We start from the raw sequence: 21,299 nt of genomic DNA on the forward strand, positions 1-21,299 counted from the left end.
GGGCAGGATCCTTCGGGACGGCTGGTGGCGGGTGGGGCTGGCGCTGCTGTCGGCCGGCGGAGCAGGACGCCCTTGTGCTGCCGTCGACGACGGTCCCGTGTCGGGCTCGGAGGTGGGCGCACCGGACCGCTCGCGGGGCTGGCTCAGTCTGCCACGGAGGATCGCTGTCCACATAGTTGTCCACAGCTTGTGGGAAACGGTGAGAGGTCGTTCACACCACGGTGGACGCAAGATGGACGATGCGCAAACGCTGGGATGGCAGCGGTGAGCACGGGTCGGTCACCACGCGGCCGACGAGCATCGACGTGGATTCCCACAGGGTGTGTGGACAAACGGCCCCAGTGGTCCGACTGGTCGTCCCCAGGTGTGGAAACCAGCTGTGACGTGCAGATCTCGCGCCGGGTTTGACCCTCGGCGGGACGGTGACGTAGCGTTGGACAGCCGTTCTGGGCTTTCTCGGCGTGCCCGCGCACCTGCGTCGCGCGTGCCCCTGGTTGTGTGGCGAACACGACGCCAGTCCCGGAGCAACAGACGTGCACGACCCGTGATCCCCGGCGTAGTCGGGGACGCACCTCCCGACGTTCTTGGAGAGCCCCCGTGAGCAAGCGCACCTTCCAGCCGAACAACCGCCGCCGTGCGAAGACCCACGGCTTCCGCCTGCGGATGCGGACCCGTGCCGGCCGCGCCATCCTTTCGGCTCGTCGCCGCAAGGGCCGCGCCGAGCTCTCCGCCTGAGCCCTCGACGGTGCTGCCCGCAGCGCACCGCCTCCGCCGCCCGCAGGAGTTCAGCGCGACGGTACGGACGGGGGTCCGCGCGGGACGGTCGACCTTGGTGGTCCATCTCGCCCCCGCACGGGGCGCAGGACCGGCCAAGGTCGGCTTCGTCGTATCCAAGGCAGTGGGGAACGCTGTGAACCGAAACCTCGTGAAGCGCCGCCTCCGGGCCGCGTCGCTCCGAGACCTCGGCATGCTCCCAGCCGGCTCGTCGGTCGTGGTCCGGGCACTGCCCGCGTCCGCCGGCGCCACCTTCGACGCACTGGCCGACGATCTCGACGGTGCGCTTCGCTCAGCTCTCCGGAAGAGGGCGCGATGAGCCGTGCCGCCCGGGGCGCACGTCGCACGCTCGTCGCTCCGATCCGCTGGTACCAGCGGTTCGTCTCACCGATGCGACCTGCCACCTGCAAGTACTACCCGTCGTGCTCGAGCTACGCGGTCACCGCGGTCGAGCGCCACGGGATCCTCAAGGGCCTCGTGCTGGCTGCCTGGCGACTGCTGCGCTGCAACCCCTGGAGCAAGGGCGGGGTCGACGACGTCCCGCCGCTCGGGGAGTGGCGTTCGCCGACTCTCCATGAGGGTCAGCACAACGACCACCACCACCTGTCCGGCACTGCGGTCTGATGCCGCGCCACGGGACCCCCCGAACCAGGGAGCACTGACACATGTTCGACACGATCCTCGGGCCCATCGAATGGGCCGTCGCATGGATCATGTACGCCTGCCACTGGGTGCTGACCCATGTCGGTTTCTCCGAAGGGCCCAGTTTCGCGTGGGTTCTGTCGATCGTCGGCCTGGTCATCGTCATCCGCATCATCCTGATCCCGCTGTTCTTCCGGCAGATCAGGGCGTCGCGCGGCATGCAGATGATGCAGCCCGAGCTCCAGGCGATCCAGAAGAAGTACAAGGGCAAGAGCGACCCTGCCTCCCGTGAGGCGCTCTCGCGCGAGACCATGGCGCTGTACCGGAAGCACGGGACCAATCCGTTCGCTTCCTGCCTCCCGATCCTGTTGCAGTCGCCGATCTTCTTCGCGCTGTTCCGCGTGCTCAACCATCTGCCGGACATCGCGGACGGCAAGCGCGGTGCCATCGGTCCCATCAATGCGTCCGTCGCGCACGACGTCGAGACGTCGCAGATCTTCGGCGCGCAGCTGTCCGATGTGTTCAAGAGTGCCGAGGGCACCAACGCGAAGGTTGCCGCGGCCATCCTCATCATCGCGATGTGTGCCACGACGTTCTTCACGCAGCGCCAGCTCACCATGAAGAACATGCCGAAGGCGGCGCTCCAGGGCCCGATGGCACAGACTCAGAAGCTCATGCTCTGGGGCTACCCGGTGGTCTTCGCGATCTCGGGCATCAACTTTCCGATCGGTGTCCTCGTCTACTGGACCACGACGAACCTCTGGTCGATGGGCCAGCAGTTCTACACCATCAAGCGGATGCCCGCACCGGGCTCCGAGGCAGAGCGCATCTACAAGGAGAAGAAGGCGGCCCGCGATCGCGCGAAGGGCATCATCCCCGAGGAGCCCCTGATCATCGAGGCGCCGCGTGGACAGCGTCAGCAGCCCAAGCGGAAGGACCGTAACAAGGGTCCTGCGAAGCCGGCCACGGCGGGCATTGCGACCGGCGACGCCGACGCCGAGAACGCGTCCGCCCCGTCGGAGGCGCCTACTCCGTCGCAGCCTTCGGCGCCGAAGGGTCCCGCGGGCGGGAAGCAGGCCGGCCCGAACACGGGCTCCGGGAACAACCCCCAGAAGCGTCCTGCCGGCCCTGGCTCTGGCAAGAAGCGCAAAAAGCGATAGCGCTCCGCGCTCGCCAGCCCCACCAGCCCGAGTCCGCCTGCGCAGGGACGCGCGGCGACCGTCCGCTTGAACCGAAGGAGAACCTCATGACGTCGTCCGAGACGCAATCGGCTGCGCCGAGCCCGACCAAGCGGCTCGAGGACGAGGGCGAGATCGCCGCCGACTACCTCGAGGAGCTTCTCGACATCGCCGACCTCGACGGCGACATCGAGATCGACGTGGAGAACGACCGCGCGGCCGTGGAGATCGCCGCTGAGGCGCCGGGTGCGCTGAGGCACCTCGCCGGCTCTCACGGCGAGGTGCTCGAGGCGCTCCAGGAGCTCACGCGCCTTGCTGTACAGACCCGGACGGGCGAACGTAGCCGGCTCATGCTGGACGTCGCGGGCTACCGCGCGTCGCGGCGGACGGAGCTCGTCGCTCTCGCGGAGTCGGCGATCTCGACCGTGCGGGAGTCGGGCCAGGAAGTCGCCCTCGACCCGCTCAACGCGTTCGAACGCAAGGTCGTGCACGATCAGGTGGCGGCGGCCGGGCTGTCGAGCAACTCCCGAGGCGTGGAGCCCGAGCGGTACGTGGTGGTGCTCCCCGCCTGACCGTGTCACCACGAGATCGCGGGAGGGGCGTCGAGCCGATGGGCTCGACGCCCCTTCGCTCTTTTCTGCCCACACCTCCCTCCCGGCGTTCCCACGCGGATTCGGGCGTCGGGGCCACTGCCTGCACAGGGGAGGACGGCAAGGGTGGTCTCGCTCGTCGGTGCGCGTCGCAAGGGTTCCCTTGACCGGCGTGGTGCTCGCCGAGTGTCTTTCGCTGGTCACCGTCGTGGTGGCTCAGCCGGCGGGGTTTCACGTGAAACGAGGCGTGTCGCAGTGGCGTTCAGCCCCGAGTCATCAGCCGCAACCCCGCGTGCTCGTTCGGCGCCCAGTACGTCGATCAGGCGGCTGCAGGAGAGGTTCTGGTGGGGAGAGGCTAGGGCTTCGGATCCAACGCGCCCGTGACGACGGGCAGTCGCTCTGAGAGTCGGTCGGTCCGATCGGCGGCGAGAGGCGGGCGAGGCGAGAGCCGAGCGGGGCTACCGCGGGTTGTGACGAAGCGCCAGGGTCGGGCTCGAGCCGAAGAGCCGGAAGTTGACCGGCGATGCCGGCGGCGCCGGAGGTGCGTCTAGAAGGCGGGATGAACCATACCCGGTGGGTCCGTCGGATCCGACCGAGGTTCGACCCGCGGGATTGTCGGTGCCAGGAGTCGCCCTGAGGTGGTTTCACGTGAAACGCGCCACGGATATCAGCTCGAGGGGTGACAGCGCGACGTTTGCCAGCGATACGGAGGCAGGGCCGGGGGCGCCCGCGGCCCAGCCCGACAGGGCTCGGCATGTGATCGATATGCAGGGGTCGCCGTACGCGGCAACAGTGCGACCGGGCTGGAGGTGTCCGCCACTGGTCGCTGCGGAGGTGGCCCTGCTGCTGCGTCCTGTGCGCTCACCAGCATGCGATGGTGGCGCGCGGGCCGTCCGTCCGTGGGGCTGGCAGAGATGCTGATCGACTTCCGGCGGACGAGATCGAAGACGGGTTGGCGACCCCGCCCTCGGTGCGCCCTTCGTGCTGTCGGGTCATCGTCGTCCGCCGCGACACGGTTTCACGTGAAACAAATCGATCTGTTTCAGAGGCCGGAGTAGAACCCTGGCACGTCCTCATCTCGAGTTCGCGTAGCTGAGAACCCGAGGCGGGGGTCACGCCGCGATCGTGGTCTCACGCGTGCGAGGTACGTTCCGCTCAGAAGTGGCCACGGTGGAGACGTGGGGCGGCCAGGTAGACAAGGGCACCGGATTCGCCGTCTGCCACGGCCCCCGCCTCTGCGTTCGCTCGGAGTTCACTTCAACATCGGTAGCAGGAGCCAGGTCAGGGTCGATTGCGTGCACCATCTGATCACCCGACTCTCGGGTTCACGGACGGCTCAGGGTAGGGAATGATGGGCCGGTGAACTCGCACCCGCATGAAGGAGCACGGGCGTCGGACGCCGCTGCGACAAGACGAGGGGAGCAGGAGTCGCCTGACCCCTCCCTAGACGGTCTTGATGATGTTTCACGTGAAACAGCGGCCCGCGAAGCGGCCCCGGACTACTTTGGCGAAGCGTTCGCGAAGGTTGAGCTGTTCGCCGATCGGCTCGCGAGCGACGGGGAGGAGCGAGGTCTGATCGGCCCTCGTGAGGTGGACCGGATCTGGTCCCGACACATCTACAACTCGGCCGCCGTCGTGCCCTATCTCCCCACGACGGGGAGCGTCGCGGACCTAGGATCCGGCGCCGGGCTGCCCGGGATCGTCGTCGCGGCGATGCTGCCTGCGGTGGAGGTCTTGCTGATCGAGCCCATGGAGCGCCGGTGCGCCTGGTTGAGCGAGATGCGTGAGGTCCTTGAGCTGTCCAACGTCGAGGTCAAGCGAGGGCGTGCCGAGGAGTTTCATGGGGCATTCGAGGTCGAGGCGGTGACTGCGCGTGCTGTCGCCTCGCTCGACAAGCTCGCTCGGATCGGCCTGCCCCTCTTGGGCGGCGAAGGTGAGCTCGTGCTGCTCAAGGGTCGAAACGTGGAGCGTGAGATACCCGCGGCGCGCAAGGTGCTTCGTCGACTCGGCGCTGGTGAGCCCACAGTCCTGCGGGCGCCGACCATCCCAGTGGTCGAGGACACGGTGGTCGTGCGCGTGCCGCGCCGGGGATCGGTGTGATGACCTGTAGCGTCAGCGGGGAAGTTCTCAGTAGCGATGTCGGACAACAAGGACGGTGACAGCGGGATGCCACGGGGTGGATCGGGCGGCTGGTTCTCACGATTCTCACGGCACGAGGCACCTGATACCCCCCGCCGTGCGGAAGGTGCGCAGCGCGTCGAGCCCGTACCGACGACACCTGGACAGCCGGAGTTCGAGGTGTCGGCCGACGACGGCAAGGTTTCACGTGAAACACCTTCCGACACTCCGACGATCCTGATGCCGATCGTGACGCCGCCCACCGAGCCGTCTCTCCCCGAACCGTCTCTCATCGAGCCGCGTCCCACCGGCCTGGTGCCCCCGCCCACCGAGTCGCCAGCGTCCCTCGATGCTGCGATGTCACCGGACTCGTCACCCTCTCCTCTCGCCGAGGCGGCGCACCTTCAGCTCGTGAGCGAGAACGCCGTCGGGGAGGACGACGACCAGGCTGCGCGTGAAGCAGGCGACGCGCTCGTTCGACAGTCGTTCACCGCAGGGGAGGGCGAAGCCCAGCTCGCACCAGCAAGAGAGGATGATCCACAGGGGGCTGTGGATATCAGCGCCGACCAGAGCGAAGAACCGCAGAATCCTGCGGGTGAGGATGGATCTGTGGCTGGGGACAACAACAGTGAGTCACGGGAGCTGGATCCAGCGCTCACGCTGCCGGCAGCTCACGACACACGCGCCGAGCTCCTCGCCGCGATGCCTGAGATCGACGACTCGACACCCCTCGCCGCGGAGCTGGCCCGCGATGTGAGGCGACGGATCGAGCTCGAAGGCAGGACGCTGCCGCGACCTGAGCAGACGCGTGTCATCACCGTCGCGAACCAGAAGGGTGGCGTCGGGAAGACGACGACGACCGTCAACCTGGCCGCTGCGCTCGCGCGGTCGGGCCTCCATGTGCTCGTGATCGACAACGATCCCCAGGGCAACGCGTCGACGGCGTTGGGGGTCGACCACCGCGCGGGCACGCCGTCGATCTACGAGGTGCTGATCGAGGATGCGCCGATCGCGGAAATCGTGCAGCAGTGCCCCGATATCGACTCCCTGTGGTGCGTGCCCGCGACGATCGATCTTTCCGGCGCTGAGATCGAGCTCGTGTCCGTGGTTTCACGTGAAACACGGCTCCGGCGGGCCTTGGATGCCTACATGGCCCAGCTCGAGCGGGAGGGAAAGCCACCCCTCGACTACATCTTCGTCGACTGCCCCCCGAGCCTGGGGCTGCTCACCGTGAACGCCTTCGTCGTCGGGCGGGAGGTGCTGATCCCGATCCAGTGCGAGTACTACGCGCTCGAGGGCCTGACGCAGCTGCTCAAGACGATTGGACTGATCCAGTCCCACCTGAATCCGGAGCTGCACGTCTCGACGATCCTGCTCACGATGTACGACGCGCGGACCAACCTCGCCCAACAGGTGGCGAGCGAAGTTCGGGAGCACTTCGCTGCGCAGACGCTCCGGACGACCGTCCCGAGATCGGTGCGGATCTCGGAGGCGCCCAGCTACGGGCAGACCGTCGTGACGTACGACCCGAGCTCGTCGGGCGCCCTCGCGTACCTCGAAGCGGCGCGCGAACTTTCAGAACGTGGTCCGGTGACGGCCGGCGCGGATCGCGCCGTCCAGGAAGAGCAGGTGAGCTGACATGAAGGAACGTCGCCGTGGCCTCGGGCGTGGCTTGGGTGCGTTGATCCCCACGAGTTCCGAGGGGGAGCGGCCGGTGGACGTCTTCTTCCCTGCCGCCGCGTCGGCCGGTGGACCGCGTGAGGCGGGTGTCGCGACTATCGACCCGCGGGAAGACGGCTCCGCGTCCGAGCAAACCCCCGTCGATGTTTCACGTGAAACGAGCGCAGGCGACGCGGCCGAGGCCACGCCCGAGGCGATCGACAGCGCGGGGGACACGGCGCATGCGCTCCCGGCTGGCGCGGACGAGGCGCAGTTCGACGACGCCACCCCGGCCGCGGAGGCGGACAGCGTGTCGGACGAGTCGCCCGAATCGACGACGGACACGTCTGATCCCGACGGAACAACGACGGGTGCGGACGTCGTCGACGACAAGTCGCAGGACGCCCCGACGTCAGGGGAAGCCTCGCAGTCGGACGGGGCCCCGGTAGAGAGCGTCCCTCCGGATTCCGTCGCTGCGGCGTTCGATCGGCCGGACGCAGGGGGCGATGTCGAGCGCGCAGAGACGACTGCCGCAGAGCTCGGCGGAACTGAACCCGACGAGGCGCCGGCCAGCGCCACGGTCGAAGGAACGAGCCGGGACGGGGGTGTCGAGGCCCACGGCGCCGACGACTCCGCAGGGGCGGCGACCGGAGAGGCGCGGTCCGCCGACGAGCAGGGTGGCCTCGTTCCCGTTCCGGGTGCGTCGTTCGCGGAACTGCCCGTGAACAGCATCCGGCCGAACCCACGTCAGCCCAGGACGGTCTTCGACGAGGGCGAGCTCGACGAGCTCGTCGGCTCTATCAAGGAGATCGGCGTCCTTCAGCCGGTGGTTGTGCGACCCGCACCCGACGAGGCCGGGCAGTTCGAACTGATCATGGGCGAGCGGCGGTGGCGTGCTACCCAGGCCGCCGGGCTCGACGTCATCCCGGCGATCGTTCGCGTCACCGACGACGAGGACCTGCTGCGCGACGCGCTGCTCGAGAACCTCCACAGGTCGGCGCTGAACCCCCTCGAGGAGGCGGCCGCCTACCGCCAGCTTCTCGACGACTTCGGGTGCACCCACGACGAGCTCGCGACGCGGATCTCCCGGTCGCGTCCGCAGATCTCGAACACGCTCCGGCTGCTGCGGCTCCCTCCGCTCGTCCAGCGCCGCGTCGCCGCAGGGGTGTTGTCGGCGGGCCATGCCCGTGCGCTGTTGGGGCTCTCGGACGGCGCCGCGATCGAGCGACTCGCGCAGCGGATCGTGTCGGAGGGGCTCTCGGTCCGGGCGACCGAGGAGATCGTGGCCCTGGGTGTCGGAGAGGAGAAGGCGCCGCAGCACCGGCCCCGCGCCGGCCAGCGGAGCGAAGCGGTCGACGAGCTCGCGTCCCGGCTCTCCGACCGGTTCGAGACGCGCGTGCGCGTCGACCTCGGCAAGTCGAAGGGCAAGGTCACGATCGAGTTCGCATCGGTCGAAGACCTGAACCGGATCCTCGACGTCATGGCACCGGAGGACCCGGGCCTCCTGCGGCGCTGAGGGCCACTGAGAGCCTGGAAAGCCCGAGGGCGCCCGTCGACACTGACGGGCGCCCTCGCGTCGTTCGGCGCGGTAGCCGGGACCTGGCTGTCGAAGGTCCGGGATCCATGAAGCCGTGCTGTCACTGCGTGCGGGCTGCACGCTCCACGATGTCGCGATAGACCTTCGCGATCGACGTTCCCGCGGCAAGGACGGCCTGCGGGAAGAGCGACGTCTCCGTCATACCGGGCGCGACGTTGGTCTCGAGGAAGTGGGGGACGCCGTCGGCGTCGACGATGAGGTCGACGCGACCGAGATGGCGGAGTCCCAGGGCGCGGAAGGCTGTGAGGGCAGCGGCAGCGACTCGCTCGGTGACGTCGGCGTCCAGACGTGCCGGAGCGAAGTACTGGCTCCGACCCGGGTTGTAGCGCGCGTCGTAGTCGTAGGGACCCTCGGTGACGATCTCGACGGCCGGGAGCGCGGCGGGCCCGTCCTCGCGCTCGACGATGCTCACGGCGACCTCGGTGCCGACGATCGCGCGTTCGACGAGCGCCGTGTCGCCGTAGGCGTACGACGCGACGAGAGCGCGGGCGAGGTCGCCGGGACGGTCGACGATGCTGACGCCGAGGGCCGAGCCCCCGCGTGAGGGCTTGACGACCAGGGGCAGGCCGAGTCGTTCGACGATGGCGTCCATCACGGCGCCCGCGCCGAGCTCCCTGAAGAGGTCCTGCTGGAGGGTCACGGAGTCCGGTGTGGCGATGCCTGCGGCCGCGACGACCCCCTTCGCGATCTCCTTGTTCCAGGCGACCCGGCTGCTGCGGGGGCCGGTGCCGACGTACGGGAGTCGGAGCAGCTCGAGGATCTCGCGAACGGATCCGTCCTCGCCGGTCGCCCCGTGGAGCAGCGGCCAGACGACGTCCGGCCCGATCTCCTGGAGCGCGGGGACGAGACCGGCGTCGACGTCGTGCACCCCGACGTCGACCCCGGTGCTCCGCAGGGCGTCGGCCACGCGCCTCCCGGAGCGGACCGAGACGTCACGCTCGTGCGAGAGCCCTCCGGCCAGGACGACGACGCGGAGGTCGTGGGAGGCGCGGTTGCTGCTGGGCTGTGTCACGTGAGGCCTCCGGGTCGGGGCGTGCTGAGCGGGGTGAACGGGCACCCGTACCGGGTGAGGGGTCGCGGTCGAATCTCACCGGTGTGCCGCGAGGCTCTCGACCCCACGACACGTGTCCGGGCGGTCCGCCGGAGCGGCACCGCCCGGACGCACGGGTGTTCAGGCGAGGTCGGGACCGGGGGCCTGGACGTCGTCCGGCGAGGACCGACGGCTCCACGATGCGGGGGAGCCGTCTGCGTCTCCGGTGCCGAAGATCGTCGCGAGATCGAGCTCGCTCGAGACGACGCCGGCGAGCCGTCGGACGCCCTCACGGATCTGGTCGGGCGTGGGATAGCAGAACGACAGGCGCATGTGGTCCGCGCCTGAGCCGTCGGCATAGAACGCGGTCCCGGGGACATAGGCGACCCGCGCGGTCACGGCGCGGGGCAGCATGGCCTTCGCGTCGAGTCCCGCCGGCAGCCGCACCCAGGTGTAGAACCCACCTGCGGGCACGGTCCACGACGCCGAAGGGAGGTGCTCGGCGAGCGCCCCGACCATCGCGTCGCGGCGCTCCCGGTAGAGCTCACGGAACTGCTTGACCTGACCCTGCCAGTCGCAGGTGGCCAGGTACGTCGAGATCGCCATCTGCGACGCGTTGGACGGGCACAGGATCGCGGCCTCGGAGGCGAGGACGAGCTTCTCACGCACGGCGTGCGGCGCGACCGCCCAACCGACCCGGTACCCGGGTGCGAAGGTCTTGGAGAACGACCCGAGGTAGACGACGCCGTCGGGGTGGTAGGACTGCAGCGCGGGGAGCGTCTCGCCGTCGAACGCGAGGAGTCCGTACGGGTTGTCCTCGAGCACGAGGACGCCGTGGCGCTGGGCGATCTCGACGATCCGCGGCCGCCGTTCCAGGGAGATCGAGACGCCGCCCGGGTTATGGAAGTTCGGGATGAGATAGAGGAGCTTGACCGTCTTGCCCGCTGCTTCGAGCCGGGTCAGCGTCTCCTCGAGGATCTCCGGGACGATGCCGTGCTCGTCGATGGGCGAGTGTACGACCTCCGCCTGATAGGAGCGGAAGACGCCGAGCGCCCCGACGTACGACGGCGCCTCGGCCACGACGACGTCGCCCGGGTTGACGAAGATCCGGGTCACCAGGTCGAGCGCCTGCTGCGAGCCGGTGGTGACGACGACGTCGTCGGGATGCGCCGAGACCCCCTCGAGGCGCATGACCTCGATGATCTGCTCGCGCAGGCTCTCGTCGCCCTGGCCGCTGCCGTACTGGAGCGCGGTGGCGCCGCGGGTGGCGACGAGCTCCGCGACGGACGTCGCGATGGCGTCGAGGGGAAGGCCCTTGAGGTAGGGCATGCCCCCGGCGAGGGAGACGACCTCGGGGCGGTTGGCGACGGCGAACAGGGCGCGGATCTCGGAGGCACGCATGCCGTGCGCCCGGTCGGCGTACGAGCCGAACCACGGGTCGAGCCGCGTGCCAGCGGCTGCGGTCCCGGAACCTGCCGCTGCCGCGCGCGCCGCTGCCGCGGCGGAAGCCGTGGTCGGGGACGTCGCGGGCTGGGGGCTCAGGTTCTCGGTCACGTTGCCCAGTGTCGCACGGGCGTCGTGACGAGAACGTGAAGACGGCCGGGGCGGCCGGACCACGTGGATCCGGCCGCCCCGGCCGTGCGTCTCAGGTGCGCGGCCCCGGCTCGCCGAGGCGCGAGATCACGCGCCGGCGCCCTCGAGGACCGCGTCGATCTCCTCGGCGAGCGCGCGCTTCGGGCGGCCGCCGACGAGCGAGCGGACGAGCTCGCCGCCGCGGTAGAAGTTGAGCGTCGGGATCGAGACCACGCCGTAGGCCGCGGTGACCTGCGGGTTCGCGTCGGTGTCGAGCTTCACGACCTTGACCTTGCCGTCGTACTGCTCGGCGAGCTCCTCGAGGATCGGCGCGACCTGGCGGCACGGCCCGCACCACTCGGCCCAGAAGTCGACGAGGACGGGCACGTCGGACTCGAGGACGTCGGCCTTGAACGAGTCGTCAGTGACGGGGGCGGTGTAGTCACCCATGGGAACCTCCGGGAAGAGGACGGGCCGGCCGGGGGGTCGGCGTCGGGCTGCGGACGGGGGGGAGTCGCTCAGGCGACGACGGCCTCGACGGCCTGCTCGGGGAGCGAGGCCACGCCGGTGACCTCGTCGAGGTACGCCTGCGCGTCGAGGGCGGCGGAGCAGCCGGACCCGGCGGCTGTGATGGCCTGGCGGTAGCGGTGGTCCACGGCGTCGCCGCACGCGAAGACGCCGGGCAGGTTGGTCAGCGTCGTACGGCCCTGGACCAGGATGTAGCCGTTCTCGTCCAGGTCGACCTGACCCTTGACGAGGTCGGTGCGCGGCTCGTGACCGATGGCGACGAAGAGGCCGGTGACGTCGAGCTCGCGGTCCTCGCCGGTGACGGTGTCACGCAGCGTCAGCCGGTCGACCTTCGCGTCGCCGTGGACCCCCACGACCTCGCTGTTCCAGGCGAACTCGATCTTCGGGTCGGTGGCCGCCCGGTCGGCCATGATCTTCGACGCCCGGAGCTGGTCGCGACGGTGGACCATGACGACCTTCGACGCGAACCGCGTCAGGAAGGTGGCCTCCTCGACTGCCGAGTCCCCGCCGCCGACGACGGCGATCACCTGGTCGCGGAAGAAGAACCCGTCACAGGTCGCGCACCACGAGACGCCGCGGCCCGAGAGCCGCTTCTCGCCCTCGAGGCCGAGCTCGCGGTATGCGGAGCCGGTCGCGAGGATGACGGCCTTGGCCGTGTACGTCTCGCCGTTCGCGGTGCGGATGACCTTGACGTCACCGTCCAGCTCGACCTCGGTCGCGTCGTCCCACTCGATCTGCGCGCCGAACCGCTCGGCCTGCTTCTGCATGGATTCCATGAGCTCGGGACCGAGGATGCCGTCGGGGAACCCGGGGAAGTTCTCCACGTCGGTGGTGTTCATGAGGGCGCCGCCCGCAGTCACGGACCCGGCAAGGACCAGGGGCTTGAAGCCCGCGCGCGCGGCGTAGACGGCTGCCGTGTAGCCGGCTGGTCCGGAGCCGACGATCACGATCTCGCGGGGGGTGGTGTCGGGGACGACGGCGGGCGTCGTGGGCGTGCTCTCGGTCACTGCTGCTCCTCGGGTGTGTCGCCGCCTTCAACCACGGCCTGCCTCCCATTGTTCCGTCTCCACGGACGACGACGCACGCCCCACGTGGGCCCTCGTCCCACCGGCGTCGGCGGGCCAGAGGTGACGGGTGACGTCAGGAGATCTGGATCTCGTTGAGCTCCACGCGGTTCTTGCCCTCCGCGGTCTTGGGGAGCTCGGTGATCCACAGGACGAAGCGCTTGGCCTTGACGGGCTCGTCGAACTTCAGCGTCGTCTCCGCGGAGAAGCTCGCCGACGCCAGGACGGGGCCGTCCGTGGGGTCCTTGGCGTCGGTGGCCCTGACCTCGACGTGCCCGCCGGAGTTGTTGGTGTCGAGCACGATCCGGCTCACGGGTGCGGACCGCTCGAGCGTGATCTCGTAGCCCACACCGGACTTCAGTCCGGAGAACTGCGGGGTGTTGTAGGTCCGCGTGAACCAGTACGTCTTGAGGTCGCCGTCGTAGGCGCGGTCCGCAGCTTCGGGGTGCTCGTTCTGGTCGCCCTGGGGCGGCGGGTCCACCTGCTGCCCGCTCGCGATGACGGGCCGCACGTCCTCCTGTGCGGGAGCGGTCGGCTGCTGGGTCGCGCCGGACGTCGTGGTGGGCTGTGGTCCCGCCGCGGCCGCCGGTGACGCCTTCTCGTTGTAGACCAGGGCCGGCTTGAAGTTGTGGGTCAGGCCGACGACCGCGAACGCGGTCGCGACGACGACGCCGGCGGTGAACAGCGCGAGCACGACGCGGGTGGGGTCGAAGCGGTGCCGTTCGACCTCGTCCGCGGACCGCGGCAGGCGGTCGCGGGAGAACCGGGGCGGTTCCGGCAGGAGCGGCGACGGTCCACCGTCGGGTGTGCCACCCCCGGGTCCGTTCGGGCCGTCCCATCCGGAGCCGCCGGGCACCTGGTTCGAGGGCGCGCTGCCCGACTGCGTCGCCCAGGACTGCTGCTGCGGCGGGACGGCCGGGGCCGGCATCGAGGCGGTCGCCACGGGTGCTGCAGCTGCGCCACCGACCGTCGCGGGACCCGCGACAGCGGGGTGGAGGACAGACTCACGAGCCGGCGCCGCAGTTGCGGCCGCAGCGGCAGCAGCGGGAGCGGCAGCCCGGGCGGCCTCGACCGGAGCGGGCCTCGTCGGTGCCTCACCGGGCAGCGCCGCCCAGGGCTCGAGCGCCGCGACGACCTCGGCGGGCGTCCGCGGACCGGTGCCCGTCGTGAACGTCGCCGCGCACAGGGTCACGAGGTCCCCGGGTGCCTGGGGCGCGAGCTGGTCGAGGCCGACGGGAGCGCCGTCGCGTGAGCGGGGCGCCGGTACCGGCCGGGGGGCGTCGGCGAGGAGCCAGTCGCCCTCGAGCCCGTTCCCCGGCCAGCGGCCGCTCTGCAGGTGGTAGAGCAGCCCGACGAGTGCGTCGGCGTCCCGGCGCGACCCGAGGTCGCCGTCGGCCTCCTCGAGCCCGGTGACGGGCCCGTCGATGCCCAGGCCCGTGACGAGCACGCGGTCACCGACGATGCGGACGGCCTCGGGGCGCAGCGCCCAGTGGTGCAGACCGCGGCGTCGCGCGGACTCGAGCGCCGCGGCGGCCTCGCCCACGATCGTGCGCGCGACGCCGGCGCTGAACGGTGCGGCCGCGACCAGCTCGCCGAGCGTCCTGCCGGAGATCGTCTCGGTGACGACGTAGGGCACCTCGGTGCCGGGCCCGCCGAGGGTGTCGGCGACGCGGTCGACGCCGACGTCCAGGACGCGCAGCAGGCGGGGGTCGCTCACGAGGGCTGCCCGACGCGCGGCGTCGAGCGTGGCGGCGACGTGCGGTCCGGACGGGAGCACCACCCGGACCTGACGTCCGAGGACCTGGTCGTCGGCGGCCCACACGGCCACGTTCGTCAGGTCGTGCGGCAGCGGCGCGGTGAGCGCGTAGCGCGCGACGAGCGTGGTGCCGATGTCGGTCACGTGTCCTCGCTGGGGTCGTGGGCGGGTTTGCGAGTTCATGGTACGCATCAGCGCCAAGAGAGACCTGGAGGCGCGGTCATCGACGCGCGAGCCTGCGCAGCTTGTTCACGAAAGGTGCCAGGAGGTCGGACAGCTCGGTGACGCGAAGCACCCGGAGCCCGGCGAAGTAGACAGCCGACATGACGACCCCGGCCGCGACCACCGTCGCGAGCGCAGCGAACCACGACCCCGTCCCGCTGCCCGGGAGCACCCACAGCAGGAGCGCTCCGACGAGCGCGGCGAGGAGCGTCGCAAGGGCGACGCGCACATGCTGACTGGCGATACGCGGACCGTCGAGGCCGTGCAGCAGGCGTGAGACGCCCGCGGTGCGCAGGAGCACGGTGGCGGTGTTGGACACGGCCATGGCGACGCCGATCCCGACGACCCACAGGTGCGGCGGCAGGACGAGCGTCCCGACCCAGGACAGGACGACGAGGAGCCCGGTCGCCGGCACCTGGATCCAGAAGACCGTGCGCCCGTCCTCGAACGCGAAGTAGACCCACTTCATCAGGACCATGCCGCCCAGTCCCACGAGCCCGAACGCCATGGCGGTGAGGACCTGCGCGATCGCGTGGCCGTCCGCGGCGCTCGCCGAAGGCACCAGGAGCTTGGTGAGCGGCCCGGCGAGGAGCGCGACGACACCGGTCGCGAAGAACGTGAACACGCCGACGGTGCGCAGCCCGTGGGAGAGGAGTCGTCGGACCGCGTCCAGGTCGCTGCGCGAGGCAGCGGCGGCGATCCCGGTGAAGAGCGCCGTCGCGATGGACACGGTGACCAGCGAGTGCGGCAGCAGGTAGATCATGAGGGCCTGCGAGTAGACCGCGTTGCCGGCGACGTAGGTGGTGTCTGCGGCTGAGGACGCGGCGGAGGCGAACCGGGTGATGAAGGCGATGCCGACCTGCTCGAGCAGGACGGCAAGGAACGTCCAGCCGGCGACGTTGCCCGCGGAGCGGAGCCCGATGCCGTGCAGGCCGAGGCGCGGACGCCAGCGGAAGCCGCGACGGTACAGCGGGACGAGCAGGATGAGGGCCTGCGCCGCGATGCCCGCGGTCGCGGTCCCGGCGAGCAGGGCGATCTGCGGCCCGTCCCAGGTGCTGGGGTCGGAGGTCGGCCCGCCCTTGACGTACCGTCCGTAGACGGCGATGTAGACGACTGTCCCTGCGATCGCGACGATGTTGTTGAGGACGGGCGCCCACATGAACGGTCCGAACTGTCCGCGGGCGTTGAGCACCTGGCCGAGCAGCGTGTAGATGCCGTAGAAGAAGAGCTGCGGGATGCACCAGAAGGCGAACGCGACCGCCAGGTGCAGGAGCGCGGGGGACCAGCCCTTCGTGTAGAAGCCGACGACGACGCTCGCCCCGAGCGTGAGGACGGCCGTGATGACGACGAGCGCGATTCCGGCCAGCGTGAGGAGCTTGTCGAGGCGCTCCTGGGCGTTGTGGGCGCGGTAGGCCCGGACGATCTGGGGTACGAGCACAGCGTTGAGGACGCCGCCCGCGAGGATCGCGAACAGGATGTTCGGGAGCTTGTTCGCCACGTCGAAGGCGTTCGCGACGTCACCCGTCACACCGACGGCAGCGACCAGGACGATGTTGCGAACGAGCCCGAGCACCCGTGACACCGCCGTGCCGGCCGCCATGAGCGCGGTGCTCCGCCCGAGTGACGCCTGGGCTCCCGTCGTGGTGGCCGGCTGGGCCTCGGTGTCGGCTTCTCCCGCACCCGCAGCTCCCTCCGGCGCGTCGGGACCGACGACCGGGATCGGCATGGTCGTGGCCTCGAGGTACGCCTCTTCGAGCGCCGGGATCTCGATGTCGCCCAGCGCCGTCCGGCCCGCGACGTCCACGTCGTTGCCGAGCATGTCGGACGTGTCGTCCCACCGCGCGTCCGGTCCGGCCGCGCCCTGTGCCGGCCGTGCGGCCCGCGCCCGGCGGTCCCACGGCTTGGGCGCGCGCTCCGGCCCGGCCCCGCTCAGGCGGGACCGCTGCGGCCTGCGGGCGTGGCGGGGTCCGATGACTGGTCCTCCGTGTCGTGGCGTGCGGGATCGTGCGGCGCCGGGGGCGGGCTGTCGGGTCCGCGCGTGGGCGGGCCGGGAGGGACGTTACCGGGTGCCGACGGCGCCACGGGGACCTGACCCGTGGCCTCGGGCGTGCCCGCGACCTCGGCCTCGGGGGCCTGGGCGCGGGTCACCCGGGCGCTCGACCGTCCACGACGCACCGTACGCCAGATGCCTGCGGCCAGCCCGAGCCCGAGCAGCACCACGATCACGGTGGTGGCGACGGTCTCCCAGGACGCGCGGACTCGGACGTCGAACGCGGGCGCCGTCGTGATGGTGCTGCCCGACGGTGTGAGCAGCTCCACGTAGGCGGACACGTTGCCGTTGCCGATCGCGCGCACGGGCACGCCGACGGTCTGGCTGTCGTGCGCGGCGACCGTCACCTCGGGCGTCTTGAGGACCTTGAGCTTGGGGTCGGTCGAGTGCAGCTCGACGCGCACGCGCGCGGGCTGGTCCAGGCGGTTCCGGACGGTGACCGGGAGGTCCCCCTGCGCGCTGATGATGTTGAGCGTGCTGCCCCCGACGACGGACACGCTCGCCGTCACGGCGCGCGCGGCGTCGAGGCCGGAGCGGACGGCGTCGGCGCGGCCCTCGGCGTCGGCCCGGTAGGCGACCGCGAGCGGTGCGAGGGTGTCCGACTCGATCGGGGCGGTCACCGCTTTCGGGTTCTCGACTATCGTCGCGAACCGCCCCACCGACGAGCGCGCGCTCAGCAGCGCGTCCACCGACTCCGGGTCGAGCTCCTTGTCCGACGCCGACGACGCGGCGGGCGCGCGGCGCGGCCGGTCGTCCGGCTGGGACTTCGCGAGCGTGCTGAGCGGCTGGAGCGCGATCCACGGCGCGTCGTCGAGGGCGTCGAGCTCCTCGCCCGCGGTCGTGGGGTCCGGGTCCCAGCTCCGGGGGAGGGTCGCGAGGAGCTGGGCGGCCTCCGCGGGGTTCGAGTCCGCCTGGCGCGCGATCACGGCCGTCTGCGCGAGCGTGAGCTGGAGCGCCGCAGCGGTGTCGCGGGTCCGGGCGAGGAGGTCGCTGAGCTGGTCGTCCGCGACGAGGGCCGTGGCGTTCCCGGCCGAGGTATCGACGGTCGTGACGGCGTCGGGCGTCGACGTCGACGACGGGTCGACGGGGGAGAGCGCGCCGTCCTCGCTGCTGCGCGCGATGACGAGCGAGCGCCCGGAGCGGACCGCCGCGGTGTACGTGGTCTTGTCCGGCGACCCGGTGGCCGGCCACGCCAGGCCGTCGTTCCAGGCGTGCCGGAGGTCCGTCTCGGTCTCGGACGTGCCGCAGCGGGCCGTGGTGACGGCCGCGGACCCGCGCGGGATGTCGTGGCCGGCGTGCGCGAGCGCCGCGACGTCGGCGTCGAACGCGGGGAGGACGTACGTGTCGCGTGCCTTGGCGGCGGCGCAGACCTCGCGTGCCCAGCCGGCCGAGGCGCTCGACCGGGAGGCCGAGGCCACGAGCGCAGGATCGGCGACCCAGGTCACGCCGTCGGCCCCGGCGGTCGCGTCGACGACGTGGGCGAGGCGGCCCGACGTCGCGGCGTCGAGTGCGGCGGTGGACGCGCTGGACGCCCCGGCGGCGGTGGCGTCGGTCGACGTGTCGTCGGCCCCCGCGTCGCTGTCCGCATCGCCACCGCCTGCCGACGTGGCATCGGGTTCGGCCGGCTCGACGGCGGGGCCGGTGAGGGGGACGGCGATCGACAGGTTCACGGGGGTGACGGTCTCAGACGACGCGGCCTCCCCCTCGGCGCCCACCGGGTACCAGAGGAGGAAGGAACGCAGGACCGCGAGCCGGGGCGCCGTCGTCGGCGACGAGCTCTCACCGTCTGTGACCGTCACGGCGAGCGGGCGTGGCCCCCAGACGGCCGTCAGGCCGATGGTCTCGGCCTTCGCGGTCACGCTCGCGTGCCAGGTGCCGCCAGGGGCCAGCTCGTCGGGGGCGTCCGCGCTCGCCAGGACGGTGCCGACGGCGTCGTCCGGTGCCGCGTCCACCCACGTGTCGAGGTCGGTCCGTGTCGACGGACGGATCCGGTTGAGGGAGAGGGACACGTGCGGCTCGGCGATCGTCTTCTTCGTGCCGTTGTGCACGTCGACGGTGACGGTGACGTCCTCGCCCGGTCGCGTGATCCGGGGGCTGAGGCTCACGAGGGTCGCAGTCACCGTGTTCTTGGCGGCGGTGGCCGCCGGGGTCGTGACGTGCGCGGGCGCCGCGACCGCCGCCGCGGCGAGCCCGGTGCCCGCGAGCAGGGTGGCGAGCACGCCGACGAGGACCACCTTCGCCGTCGTCCGGGCCATCGGCCCCGGTGCGGCGTGCCGCCGCCTCATGCGTCGGACGCGCGGTGCGTCGTGATGCTCGAGCTCACGTGCGTCCACGTGGGCCGTCCGCGCAGCGCCTCGTGCGCCGCGTGGGCGATTCGTCGCTCGTTCGGGTACGCCAGACGGGACTCGAGCTCGTCGAGCGGGATCCACGCCGCTGCCTCCGCCTCCTGGTCGGGGTCGTCCTCGACCGTCAGGATGCCGCCGACCGCGCGCAGCAGGAAATGGTGCACCACCTTGTGGACGCGCCGGTCGTCACCGGTGAACCAGTAGTCGATGGTGCCGACGTGGCTCTCGACCGTGCCCTGGATCCCCGTCTCCTCGCGGATCTCCCGGACGGCCGCCTCCTCGGGCGTCTCCTCGCCCTCCAGGTGGCCCTTCGGCAGGCACCACTCGAGCCGTCCGCCGCGGTTGCGCCGGGCGATCACCGCGGCGCGGGGGACGTCGTCGTCGTCGACCACGAGCCCCCCGGCCGAGATCTCCTCGGAGACGGGCAGCGACGCCGACGGCGACACGTGCACCTGGCGCAGCTCGTCGGGGTCGACCCACAGCGCGTGCCCACCGGGCGGCGTCGGGATGCCCTGACGTCCTGGGGGTGGTGCGGGCGTGGGCATAGATCAACTTTACCGACCTTGTCCCTGGGGTCGGTCACCGACGCGGCCCGGTGCGGCCGTCGTGCCGCGGCAGCCACTCGGTAGGCTTGACCCTCGTGCCGAACCCCACGTCCGACGAGCTCGAGCTGCAGCGCCGTGCGCTCGCTGTCCTGACGGAGCTCGCGCCCTCGGCGATCGAGCTCGGCGCCATGTTCCGGGCGGCGGGCCACGAGCTGTCCCTGGTCGGCGGGCCGGTCCGCGACGCGTTCCTCGGGCGGGCCAGCAACGACCTCGACTTCGCGACGTCCGCGACGCCCGACCAGACGCTCGCGCTGCTGTCCGCGTGGGGCGACGCCCACTGGGACATCGGCAAGGAGTTCGGCACGATCGGCGCCAAGCGCTTCGGAGGGCGCGCAGGCCGGCCGGAGGGCGACGTCGTTGTCGAGGTCACGACGTACCGCTCGGACGCGTACGACCACGTGACCCGCAAGCCCGTCGTCGCGTTCGGGGACTCGCTCGAGGGCGACCTGTCGCGCCGCGACTTCACGGTGAACGCGATGGCGGTGCGGGTGCCGGACCTGGTCTTCGTCGACCCGCACGGGGGTCTCGGCGACCTCGCCGCGAAGGTCCTGCGGACCCCGATCGAGCCCGAGAGGTCGTTCGACGACGACCCCCTGCGGATGATGCGGGCCGCCCGGTTCGCCGCGCAGCTCGGGTTCACGGTCGAGGACGGGACGTTCCAGGCGGCCCGCGGGATGGCCGACCGGATCGAGATCGTCTCGGCGGAGCGCGTCCGCGACGAGCTCGACAAGCTGCTCCTCTCGGGGAACCCCCGCGCGGGCCTCGAGGTCCTGGTGGCGTCCGGTCTCGCCGACCACGTCCTGCCCGAGCTGCCCGCGCTGCGTCTCGAGATCGACGAGCACCACCGCCACAAGGACGTGTACGAGCACACGCTCACCGTCCTCGAGCAGGCGATCGACCTGGAGACCGGCCCCGAGGGCGCGGTTCCCGCGCCCGACCTCGTCCTGCGCCTGGCGGCGCTCCTGCACGACGTCGGGAAGCCGGCGACGCGGCGCTTCGAGGCCGGGGGCGGGGTCAGCTTCCACCACCACGAGGTCGTGGGCGCGAAGCAGACCGCCAAGCGGCTCAAGGCGCTCCGGTACGACAAGGACACGATCAAGGCGGTCTCGCGGCTCGTCGAGCTGCACCTGCGCTTCCACGGGTACGGCGACGGCGCGTGGACCGACTCGGCGGTGCGCCGCTACGTGACGGACGCCGGCCCCCTGCTCGAGCGTCTGCACCGGCTGACGCGCGCCGACTGCACGACCCGCAACCGCCGCAAGGCGCGCCGGCTCTCCGAGGCGTACGACGATCTCGAGCGACGCATCGAGCGGCTGCGCGGCGAGGAGGAGCTCGCCCGCATCCGACCTGACCTCGACGGTCAGCAGATCATGGAGGTCCTCGGGGTCGGGCCGGGTCCCGTCGTGGGGCAGGCGTACCGGTTCCTCATGGAGCTGCGCATGGACCGCGGGTCGATCGGTGCCGACGCGGCCCGCGAGGAGCTCCTCGCGTGGTGGGCCGCGCAGTCCTGAACCCATTCTCGACGAGGTTGCCGGTCGCGGGCGCGTCGCGTCCGTGTGGGCGGCGTCC

The 21,299-nt window shown here is 71.2% G+C and carries 17 protein-coding genes; 9 read left to right on the top strand and 8 right to left on the bottom strand.

The features are described from left to right. The first annotated feature begins 597 nt into the window (after positions 1–597). The 8 genes from rpmH to KDY119_RS00040 all read left to right on the top strand — a co-directional run bounded on the left by rpmH (position 598) and on the right by KDY119_RS00040 (position 8,477). Positions 598–735 carry a 50S ribosomal protein L34 gene (gene rpmH / locus KDY119_RS00005; RefSeq protein ID WP_036955291.1) on the top strand — a complete coding sequence of 46 codons (138 nt, stop codon included), beginning with the start codon at positions 598–600 and terminating at the stop codon, positions 733–735. Positions 736–745: 10 nt separating this feature from the next. Further along, complete coding sequence (gene rnpA, locus KDY119_RS00010; RefSeq protein ID WP_153021778.1) at positions 746–1,093, top strand: ribonuclease P protein component; 348 nt, start codon at positions 746–748, stop codon at positions 1,091–1,093. Further along, positions 1,090–1,398, top strand: a complete 309-nt coding sequence (gene yidD / locus KDY119_RS00015) for a membrane protein insertion efficiency factor YidD (RefSeq protein WP_083891262.1) — start codon at positions 1,090–1,092, stop codon at positions 1,396–1,398. The genes rnpA and yidD overlap by 4 nt, the downstream gene beginning before the upstream one ends. A 41-nt stretch (positions 1,399–1,439) precedes the next feature. Continuing rightward, on the top strand, positions 1,440–2,576 hold the full coding sequence (gene yidC / locus KDY119_RS00020; protein WP_036955283.1) for a membrane protein insertase YidC: 1,137 nt from the start codon (positions 1,440–1,442) through the stop codon (positions 2,574–2,576). Positions 2,577–2,662: 86 nt separating this feature from the next. Continuing rightward, positions 2,663–3,166 carry a Jag family protein gene (locus KDY119_RS00025; RefSeq protein ID WP_036955280.1) on the top strand — a complete coding sequence of 168 codons (504 nt, stop codon included), beginning with the start codon at positions 2,663–2,665 and terminating at the stop codon, positions 3,164–3,166. A 1,377-nt stretch (positions 3,167–4,543) separates the two neighbouring features. Further along, on the top strand, positions 4,544–5,284 hold the full coding sequence (rsmG, locus tag KDY119_RS00030; RefSeq protein WP_036955278.1) for a 16S rRNA (guanine(527)-N(7))-methyltransferase RsmG: 741 nt from the start codon (positions 4,544–4,546) through the stop codon (positions 5,282–5,284). Positions 5,285–5,482: 198 nt separating this feature from the next. Next, complete coding sequence (locus KDY119_RS19310) at positions 5,483–6,940, top strand: AAA family ATPase (protein ID WP_322619626.1); 1,458 nt, start codon at positions 5,483–5,485, stop codon at positions 6,938–6,940. A gap of 331 nt (positions 6,941–7,271) precedes the next feature. Further along, positions 7,272–8,477 (top strand): ParB/RepB/Spo0J family partition protein, encoded by a 1,206-nt coding sequence (locus tag KDY119_RS00040; RefSeq protein ID WP_083891296.1) that lies wholly within the window; start codon positions 7,272–7,274, stop codon positions 8,475–8,477. A gap of 121 nt (positions 8,478–8,598) precedes the next feature. Here the strand turns inward: KDY119_RS00040 and KDY119_RS00045 are convergent, their stop codons facing one another. The 8 genes from KDY119_RS00045 to KDY119_RS00080 form a co-directional block, all read right to left on the bottom strand. Beyond that, the gene (locus tag KDY119_RS00045) at positions 8,599–9,570 is read right to left on the bottom strand and encodes a D-alanine--D-alanine ligase family protein (RefSeq protein ID WP_051136999.1); all 972 of its coding nucleotides are present in this window, start codon (positions 9,568–9,570) and stop codon (positions 8,599–8,601) included. Positions 9,571–9,729: 159 nt separating this feature from the next. Next, positions 9,730–11,142: an aminotransferase-like domain-containing protein gene (locus KDY119_RS00050; protein ID WP_227994443.1), complete on the bottom strand. Its 1,413-nt coding sequence runs from the start codon at positions 11,140–11,142 to the stop codon at positions 9,730–9,732. Positions 11,143–11,268: 126 nt separating this feature from the next. Next, a complete protein-coding gene (trxA, locus tag KDY119_RS00055) occupies positions 11,269–11,610 on the bottom strand; it encodes a thioredoxin (RefSeq protein ID WP_036955272.1) in 342 nt (113 codons plus the stop codon). Between the two features lie 68 nt (positions 11,611–11,678). Next, positions 11,679–12,695 (bottom strand): thioredoxin-disulfide reductase, encoded by a 1,017-nt coding sequence (trxB, locus tag KDY119_RS00060; protein WP_051136997.1) that lies wholly within the window; start codon positions 12,693–12,695, stop codon positions 11,679–11,681. Positions 12,696–12,828: 133 nt separating this feature from the next. Further along, a complete protein-coding gene (locus KDY119_RS00065; protein ID WP_153021779.1) occupies positions 12,829–14,652 on the bottom strand; it encodes a protein kinase family protein in 1,824 nt (607 codons plus the stop codon). A gap of 76 nt (positions 14,653–14,728) precedes the next feature. Further along, a complete protein-coding gene (gene murJ, locus KDY119_RS00070; protein WP_227994444.1) occupies positions 14,729–16,549 on the bottom strand; it encodes a murein biosynthesis integral membrane protein MurJ in 1,821 nt (606 codons plus the stop codon). Between the two features lie 110 nt (positions 16,550–16,659). Continuing rightward, on the bottom strand, positions 16,660–19,035 hold the full coding sequence (locus tag KDY119_RS00075) for a DUF6049 family protein (protein ID WP_153021780.1): 2,376 nt from the start codon (positions 19,033–19,035) through the stop codon (positions 16,660–16,662). Positions 19,036–19,061: 26 nt separating this feature from the next. Further along, on the bottom strand, positions 19,062–19,670 hold the full coding sequence (locus KDY119_RS00080) for an NUDIX hydrolase (protein WP_083891259.1): 609 nt from the start codon (positions 19,668–19,670) through the stop codon (positions 19,062–19,064). A 95-nt stretch (positions 19,671–19,765) separates the two neighbouring features. Between KDY119_RS00080 and KDY119_RS00085 the strand changes: the two genes are divergently transcribed. Then, positions 19,766–21,241 carry a CCA tRNA nucleotidyltransferase gene (locus KDY119_RS00085; protein WP_036955267.1) on the top strand — a complete coding sequence of 492 codons (1,476 nt, stop codon included), beginning with the start codon at positions 19,766–19,768 and terminating at the stop codon, positions 21,239–21,241. Positions 21,242–21,299: the final 58 nt, after the last annotated feature.

Origin of the sequence: Luteimicrobium xylanilyticum (assembly GCF_009429125.1) — a bacterium.
GTDB classification, from domain to species: domain Bacteria; phylum Actinomycetota; class Actinomycetes; order Actinomycetales; family Cellulomonadaceae; genus Luteimicrobium; species Luteimicrobium xylanilyticum.

Excerpts from the sequence above, each read along its gene's own strand:
- KDY119_RS00080 (WP_083891259.1), bottom strand. The coding sequence starts at position 19,670 with ATGCCCACGCCCGCACCACCCCCAGGACGTCAGGGCATCCCGACGCCG.
- yidD (WP_083891262.1), top strand. The coding sequence starts at position 1,090 with ATGAGCCGTGCCGCCCGGGGCGCACGTCGCACGCTCGTCGCTCCGATC.
- trxA (WP_036955272.1), bottom strand. The coding sequence starts at position 11,610 with ATGGGTGACTACACCGCCCCCGTCACTGACGACTCGTTCAAGGCCGAC.
- KDY119_RS00025 (WP_036955280.1), top strand. The coding sequence starts at position 2,663 with ATGACGTCGTCCGAGACGCAATCGGCTGCGCCGAGCCCGACCAAGCGG.
- yidC (WP_036955283.1), top strand. The coding sequence starts at position 1,440 with ATGTTCGACACGATCCTCGGGCCCATCGAATGGGCCGTCGCATGGATC.
- KDY119_RS00075 (WP_153021780.1), bottom strand. The coding sequence starts at position 19,035 with ATGGCCCGGACGACGGCGAAGGTGGTCCTCGTCGGCGTGCTCGCCACC.
- murJ (WP_227994444.1), bottom strand. The coding sequence starts at position 16,549 with ATGCTCGGCAACGACGTGGACGTCGCGGGCCGGACGGCGCTGGGCGAC.